Source organism: Pseudomonas sp. DCA-1, from assembly GCF_046523955.1.
Taxonomy (GTDB): domain Bacteria; phylum Pseudomonadota; class Gammaproteobacteria; order Pseudomonadales; family Pseudomonadaceae; genus Aquipseudomonas; species Aquipseudomonas putida_Y.
In genome coordinates this window covers 3,654,666-3,671,262 of sequence record NZ_CP169881.1, presented here as the reverse complement: position 1 = coordinate 3,671,262, position 16,597 = coordinate 3,654,666, and the positions used below count along the sequence as shown (strand labels likewise).

The window sequence follows — 16,597 nt, the reverse complement described above, 5'->3', positions numbered from 1 at the left end:
TCGTATGTCTGCCATGCTCGACCATGTAGTTGCCCAGATACTGACCTTGCAGGTGCGCTTGCTGGCCTGTCGTGAACGCCTGGCTGCCAATACCGACAGCGAGGCCTTGCACGACTTGCGTATCACCTTGCGGCGCCTGCGCAGTCTGTTGAGGCCGTTGCGTGGGCTGCCCGGCGTGGAGCAGCTTGAGGATGCTGCAAGTTCGCTGGGTACCCTTACCACGCCCTTGCGTGATCGTGAGGTACTGGCGGCCGAGCTGATCGGGCGCGGTCATGCGGCAGCCGGGCAGCGGCGTCTGCAGGGGCGTGACAGAACCTTTGCAAGTGTCGCTGCCAGCCCGCAGCTGGCCAGGGTGCTGGCGATTGTTGACGCCTTTCCATTGTTCCTGCGTGCGGCGGGCCGGGAGGGGCTGGTCAAATCGCTGGACAAACGCATCGACAAGCGCCTGGTCAAACAATGGCGCACGTTGCACGAAGCGTTGCGGGACCCGGCTCACGATCGCCACCGGCTGCGTTTGCTGATAAAGCGTGCGCGCTATGGCGATGAGGCCTATCCGCAACTCGATCACGCAGGAAAGAAACTGCAACGTGTGCTGAAAAAGGCCCAGGGCGACCTGGGTGATTGGCACGACCGCCTGCAATGGCTGCTGCAAGCGCGCGACCATGCCGACCTGCTGCCCTGCAAGGCCGATTGGGAGCAGGAACTGCATGAGGCGGAGCGCCAGTCAGATGTGACGCTGGATACCCTGCAAGAGGCGCTGGCGCGGCGTTATCACGGAAAATGACCGATTTGCGGGCTGATTGTCCGGGGTTTGCTGGCTAGGATGAGTGGACCTTTTCCTTTGCAGGCAGGAGCCGGCCAATGAATTTCAACCAACTGCTCGACGCTGTGCGGGCCAACCCGGATTCCGTCAGCATTCCGCCCAGCTGGGCTCAGGGGCGCGCAGCCTTTGGCGGCCTGATGGCGGCCATGGTGTACGAAGCCATGCGCCTCAGGCTCTGCGACAGCCGCCCGGTACGCTCATTGGCCATCAGCTTCGTGGCGCCAGCGGCTGCGGATGTGCCCATCCGCTTCGAGGTGGAGGTCTTGCGCGAAGGCAAGGCGGTTAGCACGTTGCTGGGCCGCGCCGTTCAGGATGGCCAAGTGGTGACCTTGGTGCAGGGCAATTTCGGTGCGGGCCGGCCTTCGGTGGTGGAAGTGCCGGCGTTACCTGCCGTTGAAATGCCTGCGCTCGACGCGGCGGCCCCGGAGTTGCCCTATATCAAAGGCGTTACCCCTGAGTTCATGCGGCATGTTGCCCTGCGCTGGGCAGTAGGTGGGCTTCCGTTCAGTGGCAGTAAGTCGCGCAAGATGGGCGGCTGGGTGCGTTTGCGGGATGTGCTGGAAGAGCCGGTGAACGAGGCGCACTTGCTGGCGTTGGTCGATGCCTGGCCACCCAGCCTTATGCCGTTTCTCAAGCAGCCCGCTGCGGGCAGTACGCTGACCTGGACCATTGAGTTCATCCAGCCTACGGCGAAACTGTCGACCCTGGATTGGTGCCGATACTGCGTGGAGACCGAGCATGCACGGGATGGCTATGGGCACGCTGCTGCGGCATTGTGGACAGCGCAGGGCGAGTTGTTGGCCTTGAGCCGGCAGACCGTCACCGTTTTCGCCTGATCTTTACCAGGTTGCTTACAAGGAGCGCCCCGGCAACTGACTCAGTGTCGGTGCTTGTGCCGCTCCCGCCAGGCCTTCCACCAGGCCCCGCTCACCACAAAGCGCGGAAAGGTGATGAACTGCTCGGTCAGTAATCGCTGCACGGCATCCTGGCGGTTGGCGAACGGTTCGGGCTGCTCGGCTTCAAGGCGGTGGCCTTGGCGCTGCAGGCCCAGTGCGGCGATCAGGGAAATTACGCCCACCGCGATCTGGCCGAGGTCGAAACCGAAGAGTCCGGACAGCACCAGTAGTGCCCCTAAAATGAACAAAGGAACGGCAATCAGGTGCAGCACCAGGTTGGTCGGGTGGCGGTGATTATGGTGGTAGCCGCGCCATTGCCAGGCGGGAAGATTGGGCAGGCGTTTGCTCATGGGGATTTCCTCTCGGTCATGCCCAAAGCTTAGTGCGGCCCCCAGGCGGGGGCCAATCGAACCTGGCTATGGTGACTATAGCTTGAGCTGGCCAATGGCCTTGTTCAGTTCGCCGGCCAGGGTCGCCAGTTCGCTGCTGGTGGTCGCCGAGCCGACCGTCTGCTGCACGGTCCGCTCGGTGACATCGCGGATGCTGACCACCGCGCGGTTCATTTCCTCGGCTACCTGGCTTTGCTGCTCGGCCGCTACAGCGATCTGGGTATTGCTCTCGCGCATCTGTGCCACGGCACCGGTAATTTCAGCCAGCGCCTCGCCGGCCTCCTGAGCCTGACGCACGCAGTCGTCGGCCTTGTACGAGCTTTCCTGCATGAACTCCACCGCATCGCGGGTGCCCGACTGCAGGGCCGAAACCATGGTGGTGATCTCATCCGTGGAGGTTTGCACGCGTTTGGCCAGGTTGCGCACTTCATCGGCCACCACGGCAAAGCCGCGGCCCAGGTCGCCGGCGCGCGCGGCTTCGATGGCAGCGTTGAGTGCCAGCAAGTTGGTCTGTTCGGCAATACTGTGGATCACACTGACGACACCGTTGATCTTCTGGCTGTCCTCGGCCAACTGGCGAATCATTTCGGCAGTTTGCTGCACGCCGCTGGAAAGCCCGGAAATCGAATCCTGCACTCGGCTGACCACCGCTTGGCCGCTGCCGGCCAAGGTGTCGGCGGTTTGTGACAAATCGCGGGTGGCACCGGCGTGTTGGGCAATGTGGTGCACGGTCGCCGACATTTCGTTGATGGCAGTGGCGGCCTGGTCGGTTTCACTCTGCTGGCCGAGCATGCCATGGCGCACGTCACTCATGCTGGCGGCCAGGCGTGCAGCGCCCGAGTCCAGCTGTGCTGCGCTTTGGGCGACGGTGCTGACCACGCGGTGGTAGGTGGACTGCATAGCGTTGAAGGCCCCGGCCATCTGGCCGACCTCGTCGCCACTGGCCAGCGGTACGCGGGCCGACAAGTCACCGGTTTTTTCCACGTGCAGCATCACGTCCTTGAGGGTGTTGAGCTGGCTGAGCAGGAAGCGGATCAGCAGTTGGGAGGCACCGAGCATGGCCAGCATCAGGATCAGTACACACACCGCGTAGTTGCTGAAGCGATCGAAGAATACCTGGCGCAGACTGGGGGACTGAGCCAGCACAGCCAACTGCTGGTCGCCGTTGCGCAGCACCTGAGCGCCACGCAGCGGGTTTTCACCGAGGATCCAGGCGCTTGGCAGTTCTACCCAGCCTTTGGCATTGCGCAGGGCATCGAGCGCTTCTCCGGCGAAGGTTGGTGTTTGCCCCGTTTGCCAACTGATGACATTGGCCGGGCGTGGCAGTGCTTGCCCGGCTGGCCAGGCGGCCAGCAACTGGGCTTGCGCGGCCGCTTGGGCCTGAGCCGCCTCGGCACGTGCGCGTTGCTCCAGGTGCACGGCATACAGCACCAGCAGCAAGGTGGTGACAAAGGCCACTGCGTTGACGGCCCAGAACTTGTACTTCAGGGAAACATTGCTAAGCCAGGCACCCATGGGCAGGTCTTCTCTGAGTTGAGCGGAAACAATATTGGCAAGGTGCCATCATTGTGCCCGCATCCTCCACGGGATTTGTTGATGCATATCAACGGCGTTCACCCACCTCGCAGAAACCCGCAAGAATCAGGGGAGCTGGAAAAAATCGCGGGCCGTTGCCGTGGTATGCGCTGCCGTGTGCTCGGCTGACTCACCGCGATGTGAGGCCACCTCGCGCAGTACTTCCGGCAAGAACGCCGGCTCGTTGCGCCCGCTTTTGGGCTTGGGCCGCAAGCTGCGCGGCAGCAGGTAGGGCGCGTCGCTTTCCAGCATCAGCCGGCCTTGAGGAATGTTGCCTACCAGCGGGTGCAGGTGAGTGCCGCGGCGTTCGTCGCAGATCCAGCCGGTAATGCCGATATGCAGGTCCAGGTCCAGGTAGGCGAACAGCGCCTCGCGCTCACCGGTAAAGCAGTGCACCACTGCGCCCGACAGGTGGTCGCGGTACTCCCTGAGAATCGCCAACAAGCGCTCGCTGGCATCGCGCTCGTGCAGGAACACCGGCAGGCGCAGCTCCGCAGCTAGCGTCAGCTGGGCTTCCAGGGCTTTTTCCTGGAGCGGGCGAGGGGAAAAGTCGCGGTTGAAATCCAGGCCGCATTCGCCCACAGCGCGTACGCGCGGTTCACTCAACAACAGTCGCAACTGGCGCTCGCTGTCGGCATCCCAGGCCTTGGCATCGTGTGGGTGTACGCCGGCCGTGGCGAACAGGTGCGCGCCGCTGGCATCCAGTTGTTGGCACAGCTCCAGCGCTTGTTCGCTGACCGCCAGGCTGGTGCCTGTCAGTAGCATTTGCGTAACGCCGGCCTCCAGTGCGCGCTCGACAACGGCTGCCTGTTGGTCGTGAAAGCTGCTGTTGGTCAGGTTGACGCCGATATCGATCAGTTGCATGGTGCTATCTCGTGCCGCGGGGCGGCCAGCATAGCAAAAACCGGGTTTTTCTGAAAAAGCCAAGAACTTCATGCTGTTGCCGTGGTCTTTTACCGTCGTTTATCACTTGGCGGTGCAACCCATGGATGCCGCTCACCGACCACGGACACGTTTTCGCATGCTGCGATGCTGGCTCATTTTCCTGCTGATGCTTTGGGTGGCCTTTACCGGCACCGCCCAGGCGCGTTCGCCGGGCCCGCAGCAGCACATACCGCCGGCCAAGGTACGTGACCTGCCGCAGATTCGTACCAGCAAAGTACTGCGAGTGCTGGTCAACCAGAGCCGCAACAGCTCCGGCGAGGTCAAGGGCGAGCCAGTCGGCATAGAGTATTATCGCCTGCGTGCCCTGGAGCATTTCCTCAATGCTCGTACCGCCGACGACCAGCAGATCCAGCTAACGCTCATCCCGCGAGCCAAGGAGCAGTTGCTGGGCGCTCTGGCCCGCGGCGAGGGTGATCTGGCTGCCCCGGGCGAGCTGCTTGACCCCACGACGGTGGGCGCTGTCAGCAGCAGTGCGCCGATACTCGACCAGGTGCCGCTGACGCTGGTCGGGCGCAAAGGCGAGCGAAGTTTCAGCAAGGTCGAACAGCTGTCAGGGCGTACCGTCGCCTTGACCAGCGCCAGTGCCGCGGGGCCGCTGATCCAGCAGGTCAACCAGCAACTGGCACTGCGCAAGCGGCCGCCGATCAAAGTGGAGTGGGTCGATTCGACGCTGGCAGTGGAGGATGTGCTGGAGATGGTACAGGCTGGCATCTACCACCTGACCGTAGTCGAGCAGCCCATTGCCCGGCGTTGGGCCCGGGTTATGCCGCGGCTGCGCCTGGACAGCCGGGTGCGCCTGGGTGCGCCGCAAGCCATGCGCTGGTATGTAGGGCGTGATGCGCCGCAATTGTTGGCCGCAGTCGATCGCTTTCTGCAAGGTTACCGCGCGCCCGATAACCAGGATGCAGCGTTCGAGCGTATCTACCGCCGCCAGTACCGGGTACACAACCCCTTGGCCAGCAAAGGCCGCCAGCGTCTGGCCTCGGTGCGGGCAGTGTTGCAGAAGCATGGTCAGGCGCAACAGATCGACTGGCTCAACCTGGCTGCACTGGCCTTCAAGGAGTCGACGCTCAACCCGACTGCACGCGGCACTGGCGGTGCCCATGGTCTGATGCAGATTACCCCTTCGGCGGCCCAACGGGTGGGGGTGAGCAATACCGCGACGGTAGATGGCAATGTCCTGGCCAGTGCCCGTTACCTGGCGCTTATCCGGCGCAAGTTTTTTGCCAGTGCCAAGATCAATGAGCGTGAGCGCATGGCCTTTGTGCTGGCAGCCTACAACCTTGGCCCCGAGCGGGTTCAGGCCATGCGCGCAGAGGCCCGACGGCGAGGGCTCAACGGTAACCAGTGGTTCTTCCAGACAGAGCGTATCGCCATGGAGCAGGTGGGGATGGGACCGGTCAATTTCGTCAATAGCATCAACAAGTACTACCTGGCGTTCAACCGCGAACGCACAGCACTGGAGCGCGTAGCGAAGCGTTAACAATCGATTATATCGATTGTTATGTTGGGTTTTTTGCGATTTTCATATCTATCGAATTGATTATGATGGCGCCCATCCCAACACAACTGCTTCGCTTCAAGGACGCTTCCACATGAACAACACTACCTTCAACGCACTGTTCTCTACCCGTGCTGGCGCAGGCCTAAGCGTTATCCGCATCCTGGTCGGCATCATCTTCATGGCCCATGGTGCGCAAAAACTCTTCGGCCTGTTCGGTGGCTACGGCCTGGAAGGCACCGGCCAATGGATGGAAAGCATCGGCCTGGCGCCGGGTTATCTGATGGCCTTGCTGTCCGGCAGTGCCGAATTCTTCGGTGGCCTGGCACTGGTGGTCGGCCTGCTGGCTCGCCCGGCGGCCCTGGCGCTGACGGTGACCTTGATAGTGGCGATCGTTTCGGTGCACATCGGCAACGGCCTGTTCATGTCCAACAATGGCTATGAGTTCGCCCTGGCGCTGTTGGCCGGCACTGTTGCAGTCATGATCGAAGGCGCCGGCCGCTTCTCGCTCGACCGGCTGATCGCCCGCTAATCACCTGCAAGCTGCGAGCTACGAGCCGCAGGCAAGCGCGGGCCAATACTCGGCTTGTTCTTGCTTGCGGCTTGTAGCTTGCAACTTGGTGCTCATCGCTCTAGCATACCGCCTGCGCCGATTTAAACAGCTACTTGCGGGGCGCAGGAAGGCCCCACCTCCGGGTCGTCCGAAATACCGCTAAAGCGCTGGTTCGGTGACGCCTCCCACCGCTGCCCAGCGGGATTCGCGAGGCGGAGAGAAGCTCCATGAGTTGCCCACGTACCAGTGTCTGTTTGAGCCCTTTGCCTGCCAGCCAGGCGTCCCGCACACCGCGCATCCTGCTCGGCGGCCGGCATCAGCCCACTCTATTGCGTCATCTTGAAGGCCTGTCACGGCGTAAAGGGCAGGCGCGTGCCTTTCTGATCCAGTTCGCTGATAGCGGCTGCCACCTCGCGCAGTTTGGCAATGACCGTTTCGACCTGGCTGTGATTCAGGCGCCGGCGTCGGACGAGGCTGCCGAAGTCATAGGGCATCTCACCCGCATCGCGCGTCAAGGCCTGATAACCCGCCGCTGAGGAATGCGCTATTGAGCACCAATATCATCACCACAGAAGGCCATGAGGCGCTGAAGAAAGAGCTGGACCACCTGTGGCGGGTGTATCGCCCGGAAATCACCCAAAAGGTTGCCTGGGCGGCGTCGTTGGGTGACCGCAGCGAGAACGCGGACTACCAGTACAACAAGAAGCTGTTGCGCGAAATCGACCGCCGGGTGCGATATCTGCGCAAGCGTCTTGAAGATGTGAAAGTAGTGGCCTATTCGCCTGAGCAGGAAGGCAAAGTGTTTTTCGGTGCCTGGGTAGAGATCGAGAACGACGAGGGCGAGACCATGAAGTTTCGCATTGTCGGCTACGACGAGATCTACGGGCGCAACGATTACATCTCGATCGATTCGCCCATGGCTCGTGCCTTGCTGAAAAAGGAGGAAGGTGATGAGGTGGTGGTGCATACACCTACCGGTGAGGCAACCTGGTATGTGAGCAGCATCAGTTATGGCCAGGGCGTTTCGACGGGCTGACTGGGCCCGTCTTGCGCCAGCCTGAGGCATGTGCTGTCCCTGCAGGCGATCTCCCAGGCCTCAAGCCTCGCGTAACACCGCCAGCGGGCTGGCATTCAACGCCCGCCGCGTTCCCAGCACCCCCGCACCCCCTACCAGCAGTGCCCCTGTCAGCGGCAACACCAGCAGCCACGGGTGCGGGCTCCACTGCAAGTCGAAGGCATAGCGGTACAGCACCCAGGTAATCAGTTCGCAGCCCACGGCCGCCAATAGCCCGCTGGCCGCGCCCAGCAGGCCGAACTCGATACGTCGGGCTTTTACCAGCAAGGGCCGCGCCGCGCCCAGTGCACGCAGCAGTGCGCCCTGGCGAATGCGCTCGTCCAGCGTGGCCTGCAAGCCAGCGAACAGCACGGCCAGCCCGGCGGCCAGCACGAACAGCAGCACATACTCCACCGCCAGGGTGACCTGGGCGAGGATGCTGCGCAGCTGGTCGAGCAAGGCATCCACCTGCAGGATGGTCACCGCCGGAAACGCCCGTGACAGCGCAACTACATCCAGGTCATGCCCCGGAGCCAGATAGAAGCTGGTCAGGTAAGTGGTTGGCAGCCCCTGCAGCGTGCCGGGCTGGAAGATCATGTAGAAGTTCGGCTGGAAGCTGTCCCAATGCACGTTGCGCAAGCTACTCACGCGGGCCTGGCGTTGCTGGCCGCCAATATCGAACGTCAGCAGGTCGCCCATTTGCAGTTTCAGGCTGCTGGCCAGTTGCGCTTCCACCGAAACCCCGGGGATGTCGTTGTCGGCTGGCAAGGCTTGCCACCAGCTGCCGGCGGTCAGTACGTTGCCTTCGGGCAACTCGGCGGCCCAGGTCAGGCTGAGGTCGCGCTGCACGGCGCGCTCGCCTGCCGAGTCCTTGCTGACCACCTGCTGTACCGGTTTTTCGTTGATTTGCACCAGGCGCCCGGGCGTCACCGGGTACAGCGGCGCTGAAGCGGCATTGACCTGGTGCAGGTGTTGAATGAACAGCTCACGGTCATCTGGCAGGATGTTCAGGGCGAAGTGGTTAGGCGCGTCCTTGGGTAGCTGTGCTTGCCAGGTATCGAGCAGCTCTGCGCGCAGCAGGGCGACCAGGGCCATGGCCAGCAGTATCAGGCCGAAGGCCAAGGCCTGGCCTGCCGCAGCCATGGGGTGGCGCAATAGCTGGCCCAGCCCCAGGCGCCAGGTGAGTGGCGCGCCGGCCAGCAGCTGGCGCAGGCTGCGCAAACCGAGCAACAGCAGGCCGCCGAGCAGAAGCGCAGCGACCAGGCCGCCACCGAGCAGGGCAAAGGTGAGCAGCAGGTCGAGGCTCAGGCGCCACATGATCAGGCCCAGGGCGAGCAGGGCGGCGCCGTACACCAGCCAACTGCTCGCAGGTATGGGCAGCAGGTCACGGCGCAGCACGCGAAGTGGCGGCACTTGGCCCAGCGCTGCGATCGGCGGCAGGGCGAAGCCAGCCAGTGCCACCAGCCCGGTACCGATACCTGCCAGCGCTGGAATGATGCCGCCGGCGGGCACCACGCTCGGCAGCAAGCCGTGCAGCAGACGGAACAGGCCCAGCTGAGCCAGCCAGCCGAGCAAGGCGCCGGCCAGGGCAGCGACCAGCCCGAGCATGGCGAGTTGCAGGCAATACAGACCCAACGCCTGGTGGCGCGACAGCCCCAGGCAGCGCAGCAGGGCGCTGGCGTCCAGTCGGCGTGCAGCATAGCGGCTGGCCGACAGAGCCACGGCTACGCCTGCCAGCAGCACAGCCACAAGACTGGCCATGTTCAGGTAGCGTTCGGCTTTGCCCAGTGCGCCGCCGATCTGTTGGTTGCCATCGCGGGTGTCACGCAGGCGCTGGTTGGCGGCCAGGTCTTTTTCCACGGTGTGGCGGTACTGCGCCAGCGCCTCGGCATCGCCGCGCCACAGGTCGCGGTAAGTGACCCGGCTGCCCGGCTGGATCACTCCGGTGGCTTCCAGGTCGGCCAGGTTCATCATCACGCGCGGGGTAAGGCTGTAGAAGTTGTTGGCGCGGTCCGGTTCGTAGGTAAGCACACGGCTCATCCGCAGGGTTTTCATGCCCACGTCGATGCTGTCGCCGATCGCCAGCCCCAGTGCCGCCAACAGCCGAGGTTCGACCCACACCTCGCCAGGGGCAGGGCCGCCGCCGGGCGTTTCTTCGGCATAGGGGGCCGGAGCGCTGCGTACTTGCCCGCGCAATGGGTAGGCGCCGTCGGCGGCCTTTACGCTGGACAGCTGGATGCCATTGTCGCCGCCGACCACGCTGGTGAACTCGACCACGTGTGCATGGCGCAAGCCCAGTGCCTTGCCGGCATCGAGCTGTTGTTCGCGGGCCGGGGCACTGCCCTGCAGTACCAGATCGGCGCCAAGGAACTCGCTGGCGCGCAGCTGCATGGCGCCGTTGAGGCGGGCGCCGAAATAGCCGATAGCGGTGCTGGCGGCTACCGCTACCAACAGGGCGAAGAACAGCACGCGCACTTCACTGGCGCGAACATCACGCAGCAACTGGCGCAGTGCCAGGCCGCCCAGACGGGACAGCGGCATATGGCTCACCGGGCCTCCATCGGCGCCACGAGGCGGCCCGCGTCCAGGCGGATCTGGCGCCGGCAGCGGCGGGCCAGGCGTTCGTCATGGGTGACCAGCACCAAGGTAGTGCCGCGCTCCTTGTTCAGCTCGAACAACAAGTCGCTGATGCGCTCGCCGGTGTGGCTGTCGAGGTTGCCGGTGGGCTCATCGGCGAACAGCACCGCAGGCTGCGCGGCGAAGGCGCGGGCAATTGCCACGCGCTGCTGCTCGCCGCCCGACAGCTGCCGGGGTGTGTGGCTCAGGCGCTTGCCCAGGCCGACCCGTTCCAGCAAGGTACGAGCCTGTTCGCGGGCGTCGCGGCGGCCGTCCAGCTCCAGCGGCAGCATGACATTTTCCAGGGCATTGAGGCTGTCGAGCAGCTGGAACGACTGGAACACGAAGCCCACATGTTCGGCGCGCACACGGGCGCGTTGGTCTTCATCCAGTGGCCCCAGATCGTGGCCGGCGAGCATGACTTTGCCAGCGCTGGGGCGGTCGAGGCCGGCGAGCAAGCCGAGCAGGGTCGACTTGCCAGAGCCGGAGGCGCCGACGATGGCCAGGCTGTCGCCTTGGGCCAGGTCGAGAGACAGTGCGTGGAGGATGGTAAGGTCTCCTTCCGCGCTGGGGACCACTTTGCTAAGGTTCTGCGCAACGAGAATGCTGGGGCTCATGGAGAATCCGATGCGAGTGTGGTGGTTGAGTGCCGGTCTGGCCCTGTATTGCCTGGCCCAGAGCGCAGCGGCAGGAACACTGCTGGTTGTTGGCGATAGTATCAGCGCCGGTTTTGGCCTGGATAGCCGCCAGGGCTGGGTGTCTCTCTTGCAGGCCCGCCTCAGGGACGAAGGTTTTGACGACAAAGTGGTCAATGCTTCGATCAGTGGCGACACCAGCGCAGGCGGCCAGGCGCGGCTGCCGGCGCTGCTTGCAGCACATAAACCGAGCCTGGTGGTGTTGGAGCTGGGCGGCAACGATGGCCTGCGCGGGCAGTCACCTGCTCAATTGCAACAAAATCTTGCCTCGATGATCGAGCACTCGCGTCAGGCAGGGGCCAAGGTGCTGCTATTGGGCATGCGCCTGCCGCCCAATTATGGTGTGCGTTACACCACTGCCTTTGCCAAGGTGTATGAACAGCTGGCAGCGGACAAACAGGTTCCTTTGGTGCCGTTTTTCCTCGAAGGGGTAGGGGGTGTACCCGAGCTGATGCAGGCTGATGGCATCCATCCGGCCCAGGGTGCCCAGCAGCGCCTGCTGGAAAATGCCTGGCCAGCGATAAAACCCTTGCTGTGAAGCTTTAAACGGGGGCGCCTTTCGGCTAATGTTGCGCCCCCCGTTTCGAGTGCTCCAAATGCCGCGCCCTGCCTGGTCCCTGTATGCCTATCAACTGATCGAGCCCGACGAACAGCTCGACTTGTTCGCCTGCCAGGAAATCCGCGTCCACCTCGTGGCCCGCCAGCTTGAGTTGGGCGTGCCGGTCGACCGTACCTTGTGCGGCGGCCTGCTGCCAGCCCAGCCACGTTGGTCGGGGGTGTCGCGATCGATCTATCGCGATGGCCGCCTGTGTGAGCTGTGTCGTGCCATCCTCGATGCCCAGCGACGTGGCATGCGCCCGGTGTGGCCAGAGCTGCACGGCAGCTGAACGACAGGCGCCTTTCATCATCTGAAACGTTTGCAACGTGCCAATGCCTCCCGCTTGCATCGGCGCGGGTGTACAATCGATTCTCTTGACCCACCTTTCGAAGGATTTACCGGATGTTGCCGCGCTTTCCTGCAGTCACCCGTAGCCTGTCCCTGGCCGCCCTGTTGGTAGCGGGCCCCGCTGCTGCGCTGGAGCTGCCACTGCCACCGCCCGGTGAAGACATCGTCGGCCAGGTGCATGTGATCAAGGCAAAGTACGAGGACACGTTCGCCGATATCGGCACCGCGAACGACCTCGGCTACCTGGAAATGATCGCCGCCAACCCGGGCGTAGACCCTTGGCTGCCGGGCGCTGGCACCGAGATCATCCTGCCGACCCGTTTCGTCCTGCCGCCGGGCCCGCGCGAAGGCATCGTCATCAATCTGGCCGAGTACCGTTTGTACTACTTCCCTAAGGGGCAGAGCGTGGTGTACACCTTCCCGCTGGGGATTGGTCGCGAGGGGTGGGGGTCGCCGATTGCCAACACCAAGATCACCGCCAAGACGCCGAACCCGACCTGGACGCCGCCCGCTTCGATTCGCAAAGAGCACGCAGCGGACGGTGACATCCTGCCGACTGTGGTGCCGGCTGGCCCGGACAACCCGCTGGGGCCGTTCAAGTTCACCTTGGGCGTGCCAGGCTACCTGATCCATGGTTCGAACAAGAAGTTCGGCATTGGCATGCGCACCAGTCACGGCTGCTTCCGCATGTTCAACAATAACGTGCTTGAACTGTCGAAGATGGTGCCGGTGGGGACTCCGGTGCGCATCATCAACGAGCCTTACAAGTTCGGTATCAGTGGCGGCAAGGTCTATCTTGAGGCACACACGCCGCTGGATGACCAGGGTAACCCGTCAGTTGTCGACAAACACACCGCCGTTATCAATACCTTGCTCAAGCGCGAAGACCTGGCCAATAACCTACGCATGAACTGGGACATGGTGCGTGACGTGGTGGCCGCAGAAGATGGTATGCCGGTAGAAATTGCCGTGCCGGTGGAAAACCAGGGCGGCGCACCGATGGTTACGAGCATTCCGCCCGAACTGCAGTAAGGTAAATTCGACCCAGGCCTGCCTTAGTGCAGGCCTTTTCGTACCTGCTGGCCGCATTTTCGGTTTCAAAGGCAATAAAAAAGCCGACCCACAAGTGGGTCGGCTTCTTAACAATCCGTGAGGATTATTACTTGCGGCTGGCTTTGTCCAGCATACGCAGAGCGCGCTCGTTGGCTTCGTCAGCGGTCTGCTGAGCCTTCTGAGCGGCTGCCATTGCGTCGTCAGCCTTACGGTAGGCTTCGTCAGCACGAGCTTGAGCGCGAGCTGCTGCGTCTTCAGTCGCAGTCAGACGAGCTTCGGTTTCTTTGGATACGCTGCTGCAACCGGTAGCCAGAACTGCGGCCAGAGCCAGAGCAGAGAATTTCAGAACGTTGTTCATCGTGTTCCCCTTCAAGGACTTTCTATTAAAGAGCCATCTCTCAGGAAAGAGAAACTGGCCGGCGTACATAGTACCCATTACTTGTAGTAAGTAAACTGACAGAGCGCAAGAACTGCAAAAAAAATGTTGCTTGACCCCGCGCCGACAAGATTTGCGACGTGTCTGTGAAAAAAATGTGCAGGCTTCGCAAGCGGTTGTAGTGCAGGAACTTTTTTGTTGAACTAAGGGTGACTTTAACTGTCGATCAGCGTCTTAAGCGCTAGAGCATCCGGTGGCTGTTGGGCTGGCTTGGGAAAGTCACGCCGGGCGGCGTTTTGATCATTTTTAACCGCCACCACCTTGAGCAATCCCGCTTGCGGTGCCTACTATCTTGTGAGCGTCAGAGGATCCAGGCGATTACAATCGTCCAATGGTCGAAGCGGAAACAGGTGGCGTAGAGGATTCTGTGCCGGATAAACCACCATCGGTTAAGGTAAGGGTCTGCCGAGAAGACCTGCGAGGAGTAGTGATGAGCGAAGCGCTGACCATCCACCATGACCAGGCCGGTCATCAGTTCGAGACCAACGTGGACGGTCATCGTGCCTATCTGACGTACATGGATCTGGGCAAGCAGACGCTGGACATCTATCGCACCTTCGTGCCCAACGCCCTGCGCGGCCGCGGGATTGCTGCCGCGCTGACCGAGCGCGCCCTGGAGTACGCCGAGCAGATGGGCTACACGGTGATCCCGTCTTGCTCGTATGTGGAGCGTTACATGGAGCGCCAACAGCGGCATTCGAGCAAGGCTTGAGCTGACGACTGGGCGCCAGACACAACAAAAAACGCCGGGCAATGCCCGGCGTTTTTGTTCGCGCAATAGTTAGCTGCGCTTACGCTGCGGCAGCACATCCTTGAGCTTGGCATGCATGCTGCGCAGGGTTTTCTCGGTAGCCGCCCAGTCGATGCAGGCGTCCGTGATCGACACCCCGTACTGCAACTCGTCGAGGTTTTTCGGAATCGACTGGCAACCCCAGTTCAGGTGGCTTTCGACCATCAGGCCGATGATCGACTGGTTGCCTTCGAGGATCTGGTTGGCGACGTTCTCCATCACCAGCGGTTGCAAGGCCGGGTCCTTGTTGGAGTTGGCATGGCTGCAGTCGACCATGATGTTGGCCTTGATCTTGGCCTTGGCCAAGTCCTGTTCGCACAGGGCGACGCTGACCGAGTCGTAGTTCGGCTTGCCATTGCCGCCGCGCAGTACCACGTGGCCGTATGGGTTGCCCTTGGTGGTGACGATCGACACGCCGCCTTCCTGGTTGATGCCCAGGAAGCGGTGCGGCTTGGACACCGACTGCAGGGCATTGATGGCAACGGTCAAGCCGCCGTCGGTGCCGTTTTTGAAACCCACCGCCGAGGACAGGCCCGATGCCATCTCGCGGTGTGTTTGCGATTCGGTGGTGCGGGCGCCGATGGCCGACCAGCTGATCAGGTCTTGCAGGTACTGCGGGGAAATCGGGTCGAGCGCTTCGGTGGCGGTCGGCAGGCCCATTTCGGCCAGGTCCAGCAGCAGCTTGCGGCCGATGTGCAGGCCGTCCTGGATCTTGAACGAGTCATCCAGGTACGGGTCGTTGATCAGACCTTTCCAGCCGACGGTGGTGCGCGGCTTTTCGAAATACACGCGCATGACCAGGTACAGCGTATCGGACACTTCTTCGGCCAGCACTTTCAGGCGCTCGGCGTATTCGTGGGCAGCCTTGATGTCGTGGATGGAGCAAGGGCCGATCACGACAAACAGGCGATGGTCCTTGCCGTCGAGAATATTGCGCACCACTTCACGGCCGGCAGTCACGGTCTGCAGGGCCTTGGCGCTGAGGGGGATTTCCTTCTTGAGCTGATCAGGGGTGATCAGGGTCTCGTTGGAGGCAACGTTCAAGTCATCGATCGGTAAATCAGCCATCGTGTTACTCGTCAGGTCACGGTGCCGGCCGCCAACTATCCCCGTGCGGCCCAGCAGCAAGAATAATCGCAGCGGGGAGCCGAACCTTAGCGCGTTACAGATGGCACGACAATGGGCTTAGCCCAGTCATTGTGGGGTTTTTACCTGAGCAAGGGTGTTGCCCGCGAATGGACTGCCCAGCGCTACGTAACCTGTGTAAAAAGAGAGCTGACTATATACCTGGAGATTGGCATGCATTCGCACACCCCTCGCATCGGCATCATCGGCAGTGGCGCCATCGGTGGCTTTTATGGGTTGATGCTGGCCCGGGCCGGTTTCGATGTGCATTTTCTGCTGCGCAGCGAGTATCAGGCCGTTTGTGAGCAAGGGCTGAGCCTGGACAGTGCCGTGCATGGCGCACTGCAGATGAGGGTGCAGGCTTATGCCAGTGCCGCCGACATGCCGCCCTGTGACTGGCTCCTGATCGGGGCCAAGGCCACCAGCAATGAGCAGTTGGCACCGTTGATCGTCCAGGCCGCTGCGCCCGGTGCCAAGGTGGTGCTGTTGCAGAACGGCCTGGGGGTAGAGGAGCAGTTGCGTCCAGCCTTGCGTAGCGACATGCACCTGCTCGGCGGCCTGTGCTTCATCTGCGTCAACCGCGAGGCACCAGGTGTCATCCGTCACCAGGCTTTGGGTGCGGTCAATCTGGGGTATCACAGCGGGCCGGCCAGCGATTGCGGGGTCGCGCTGGTGAATGAGGGCGCTGGGTTGTTCCGGGCGGCGGGGATCGACTCGCAGGCCATGCCGAACCTGGCCTTGGCGCGCTGGCAGAAGCTGGTGTGGAACGTGCCTTACAACGGGCTGTCGGTGCTGCTGGGGGCCAGCACCACACCACTGATGGCCGACAGCAATACCCGCGCGTTGATACAGGCCTTGATGGCCGAGGTGGTGCAGGGCGCGGCAGCTTGTGGCCATGTGCTGCCCGAGGGCTATGCCGAGCACTTGTTCCAGGTGACTGAGCGCATGCCCGACTACTGGCCGAGCATGTATCACGACCACACCCACAAACGCCCGTTGGAGCTGGGGGCCATCTATGCCGAGCCGCTGGCACGCGCACGGGCGGCAGGCTGCAGCCTGCCGCGCGTTGAGATGCTGTACCAGGCGCTGAGTTTCATCGACCGCAGCAACCGGCCTGCCTGAAGGTGGTGGAGGCTTCGGCGGGGCCCTGCAGCCCACGGCAGCAGCGCGCCGGACGGCAAAGCGAGCGTCCGGCACGCT

Annotated in this window: 18 protein-coding genes; 11 read left to right on the top strand and 7 right to left on the bottom strand. The window is 62.6% G+C overall.

The window, feature by feature from the left end; all coding sequences use genetic code 11:
- Positions 1-4: 4 nt before the first annotated feature.
- Both ACE4QZ_RS17305 and ACE4QZ_RS17300 read left to right on the top strand, forming a co-directional pair.
- The gene (locus tag ACE4QZ_RS17305) at positions 5-784 is read left to right on the top strand and encodes a CHAD domain-containing protein (RefSeq protein WP_021782900.1); all 780 of its coding nucleotides are present in this window, start codon (positions 5-7) and stop codon (positions 782-784) included.
- 77 nt (positions 785-861) lie between these two features.
- Positions 862-1,659: an acyl-CoA thioesterase gene (locus ACE4QZ_RS17300; RefSeq protein ID WP_021782899.1), complete on the top strand. Its 798-nt coding sequence runs from the start codon at positions 862-864 to the stop codon at positions 1,657-1,659.
- A gap of 41 nt (positions 1,660-1,700) precedes the next feature.
- Here ACE4QZ_RS17300 and ACE4QZ_RS17295 read toward each other — a convergent pair whose 3' ends face one another.
- The 3 genes from ACE4QZ_RS17295 to ACE4QZ_RS17285 all read right to left on the bottom strand — a co-directional run bounded on the left by ACE4QZ_RS17295 (position 1,701) and on the right by ACE4QZ_RS17285 (position 4,547).
- Complete coding sequence (locus ACE4QZ_RS17295; protein WP_021782898.1) at positions 1,701-2,069, bottom strand: Mpo1-like protein; 369 nt, start codon at positions 2,067-2,069, stop codon at positions 1,701-1,703.
- Between the two features lie 75 nt (positions 2,070-2,144).
- Positions 2,145-3,623: a methyl-accepting chemotaxis protein gene (locus ACE4QZ_RS17290; protein ID WP_021782897.1), complete on the bottom strand. Its 1,479-nt coding sequence runs from the start codon at positions 3,621-3,623 to the stop codon at positions 2,145-2,147.
- 126 nt (positions 3,624-3,749) lie between these two features.
- Complete coding sequence (locus ACE4QZ_RS17285; RefSeq protein WP_021782896.1) at positions 3,750-4,547, bottom strand: TatD family hydrolase; 798 nt, start codon at positions 4,545-4,547, stop codon at positions 3,750-3,752.
- A 157-nt stretch (positions 4,548-4,704) separates the two neighbouring features.
- Between ACE4QZ_RS17285 and ACE4QZ_RS17280 the strand changes: the two genes are divergently transcribed.
- From ACE4QZ_RS17280 to greB, 4 genes are all read left to right on the top strand, one after another.
- Entirely contained in the window at positions 4,705-6,111 is a 1,407-nt protein-coding gene (locus tag ACE4QZ_RS17280; protein ID WP_028697374.1) for a transglycosylase SLT domain-containing protein, read from the top strand.
- Between the two features lie 112 nt (positions 6,112-6,223).
- A complete protein-coding gene (locus ACE4QZ_RS17275; protein ID WP_021782894.1) occupies positions 6,224-6,661 on the top strand; it encodes a DoxX family protein in 438 nt (145 codons plus the stop codon).
- 248 nt (positions 6,662-6,909) lie between these two features.
- The gene (locus ACE4QZ_RS17270; protein ID WP_021782893.1) at positions 6,910-7,218 is read left to right on the top strand and encodes a hypothetical protein; all 309 of its coding nucleotides are present in this window, start codon (positions 6,910-6,912) and stop codon (positions 7,216-7,218) included.
- A gap of 11 nt (positions 7,219-7,229) precedes the next feature.
- Positions 7,230-7,718, top strand: a complete 489-nt coding sequence (gene greB / locus ACE4QZ_RS17265) for a transcription elongation factor GreB (protein ID WP_021782892.1) — start codon at positions 7,230-7,232, stop codon at positions 7,716-7,718.
- 60 nt (positions 7,719-7,778) lie between these two features.
- Here greB and ACE4QZ_RS17260 read toward each other — a convergent pair whose 3' ends face one another.
- On the bottom strand, positions 7,779-10,286 hold the full coding sequence (locus ACE4QZ_RS17260; RefSeq protein WP_021782891.1) for an ABC transporter permease: 2,508 nt from the start codon (positions 10,284-10,286) through the stop codon (positions 7,779-7,781).
- On the bottom strand, positions 10,283-10,969 hold the full coding sequence (locus tag ACE4QZ_RS17255) for an ABC transporter ATP-binding protein (RefSeq protein ID WP_021782890.1): 687 nt from the start codon (positions 10,967-10,969) through the stop codon (positions 10,283-10,285). Before ACE4QZ_RS17255 ends, ACE4QZ_RS17260 begins: the two co-directional genes overlap by 4 nt.
- A 10-nt stretch (positions 10,970-10,979) precedes the next feature.
- Between ACE4QZ_RS17255 and ACE4QZ_RS17250 the strand changes: the two genes are divergently transcribed.
- The 3 genes from ACE4QZ_RS17250 to ACE4QZ_RS17240 all read left to right on the top strand — a co-directional run bounded on the left by ACE4QZ_RS17250 (position 10,980) and on the right by ACE4QZ_RS17240 (position 13,025).
- Positions 10,980-11,585, top strand: coding sequence for an arylesterase (locus tag ACE4QZ_RS17250; protein ID WP_020192893.1), 606 nt, complete (start codon positions 10,980-10,982; stop codon positions 11,583-11,585).
- Between the two features lie 58 nt (positions 11,586-11,643).
- Positions 11,644-11,934 (top strand): hypothetical protein, encoded by a 291-nt coding sequence (locus ACE4QZ_RS17245; RefSeq protein WP_021782889.1) that lies wholly within the window; start codon positions 11,644-11,646, stop codon positions 11,932-11,934.
- Positions 11,935-12,047: 113 nt separating this feature from the next.
- Positions 12,048-13,025 (top strand): L,D-transpeptidase family protein, encoded by a 978-nt coding sequence (locus ACE4QZ_RS17240; RefSeq protein ID WP_021782888.1) that lies wholly within the window; start codon positions 12,048-12,050, stop codon positions 13,023-13,025.
- Positions 13,026-13,152: 127 nt separating this feature from the next.
- Here ACE4QZ_RS17240 and ACE4QZ_RS17235 read toward each other — a convergent pair whose 3' ends face one another.
- The gene (locus ACE4QZ_RS17235; RefSeq protein ID WP_003250288.1) at positions 13,153-13,404 is read right to left on the bottom strand and encodes an Lpp/OprI family alanine-zipper lipoprotein; all 252 of its coding nucleotides are present in this window, start codon (positions 13,402-13,404) and stop codon (positions 13,153-13,155) included.
- 508 nt (positions 13,405-13,912) lie between these two features.
- Between ACE4QZ_RS17235 and ACE4QZ_RS17230 the strand changes: the two genes are divergently transcribed.
- Entirely contained in the window at positions 13,913-14,194 is a 282-nt protein-coding gene (locus ACE4QZ_RS17230) for a GNAT family N-acetyltransferase (RefSeq protein WP_003250290.1), read from the top strand.
- A gap of 69 nt (positions 14,195-14,263) precedes the next feature.
- On the opposite strand, the gene ACE4QZ_RS17225 is transcribed toward ACE4QZ_RS17230, so the two are convergent.
- Positions 14,264-15,340, bottom strand: a complete 1,077-nt coding sequence (locus ACE4QZ_RS17225) for a 3-deoxy-7-phosphoheptulonate synthase (protein ID WP_021782887.1) — start codon at positions 15,338-15,340, stop codon at positions 14,264-14,266.
- Between the two features lie 231 nt (positions 15,341-15,571).
- Between ACE4QZ_RS17225 and ACE4QZ_RS17220 the strand changes: the two genes are divergently transcribed.
- Positions 15,572-16,519: a putative 2-dehydropantoate 2-reductase gene (locus ACE4QZ_RS17220; protein WP_021782886.1), complete on the top strand. Its 948-nt coding sequence runs from the start codon at positions 15,572-15,574 to the stop codon at positions 16,517-16,519.
- Positions 16,520-16,597: the final 78 nt, after the last annotated feature.

What these genes read in the sequence shown, in the direction of transcription:
- ACE4QZ_RS17235 (WP_003250288.1), bottom strand. Translation starts at nt 13,404, where the DNA reads ATGAACAACGTTCTGAAATTCTCTGCTCTGGCTCTGGCCGCAGTTCTG.
- ACE4QZ_RS17280 (WP_028697374.1), top strand. Translation starts at nt 4,705, where the DNA reads ATGCTGCGATGCTGGCTCATTTTCCTGCTGATGCTTTGGGTGGCCTTT.
- ACE4QZ_RS17275 (WP_021782894.1), top strand. Translation starts at nt 6,224, where the DNA reads ATGAACAACACTACCTTCAACGCACTGTTCTCTACCCGTGCTGGCGCA.
- ACE4QZ_RS17305 (WP_021782900.1), top strand. Translation starts at nt 5, where the DNA reads ATGTCTGCCATGCTCGACCATGTAGTTGCCCAGATACTGACCTTGCAG.
- ACE4QZ_RS17225 (WP_021782887.1), bottom strand. Translation starts at nt 15,340, where the DNA reads ATGGCTGATTTACCGATCGATGACTTGAACGTTGCCTCCAACGAGACC.
- ACE4QZ_RS17245 (WP_021782889.1), top strand. Translation starts at nt 11,644, where the DNA reads ATGCCGCGCCCTGCCTGGTCCCTGTATGCCTATCAACTGATCGAGCCC.
- ACE4QZ_RS17285 (WP_021782896.1), bottom strand. Translation starts at nt 4,547, where the DNA reads ATGCAACTGATCGATATCGGCGTCAACCTGACCAACAGCAGCTTTCAC.
- ACE4QZ_RS17300 (WP_021782899.1), top strand. Translation starts at nt 862, where the DNA reads ATGAATTTCAACCAACTGCTCGACGCTGTGCGGGCCAACCCGGATTCC.
- ACE4QZ_RS17295 (WP_021782898.1), bottom strand. Translation starts at nt 2,069, where the DNA reads ATGAGCAAACGCCTGCCCAATCTTCCCGCCTGGCAATGGCGCGGCTAC.
- ACE4QZ_RS17290 (WP_021782897.1), bottom strand. Translation starts at nt 3,623, where the DNA reads ATGGGTGCCTGGCTTAGCAATGTTTCCCTGAAGTACAAGTTCTGGGCC.
- ACE4QZ_RS17240 (WP_021782888.1), top strand. Translation starts at nt 12,048, where the DNA reads ATGTTGCCGCGCTTTCCTGCAGTCACCCGTAGCCTGTCCCTGGCCGCC.
- ACE4QZ_RS17255 (WP_021782890.1), bottom strand. Translation starts at nt 10,969, where the DNA reads ATGAGCCCCAGCATTCTCGTTGCGCAGAACCTTAGCAAAGTGGTCCCC.
- ACE4QZ_RS17230 (WP_003250290.1), top strand. Translation starts at nt 13,913, where the DNA reads ATGAGCGAAGCGCTGACCATCCACCATGACCAGGCCGGTCATCAGTTC.
- ACE4QZ_RS17270 (WP_021782893.1), top strand. Translation starts at nt 6,910, where the DNA reads ATGAGTTGCCCACGTACCAGTGTCTGTTTGAGCCCTTTGCCTGCCAGC.
- ACE4QZ_RS17250 (WP_020192893.1), top strand. Translation starts at nt 10,980, where the DNA reads ATGCGAGTGTGGTGGTTGAGTGCCGGTCTGGCCCTGTATTGCCTGGCC.
- ACE4QZ_RS17220 (WP_021782886.1), top strand. Translation starts at nt 15,572, where the DNA reads ATGCATTCGCACACCCCTCGCATCGGCATCATCGGCAGTGGCGCCATC.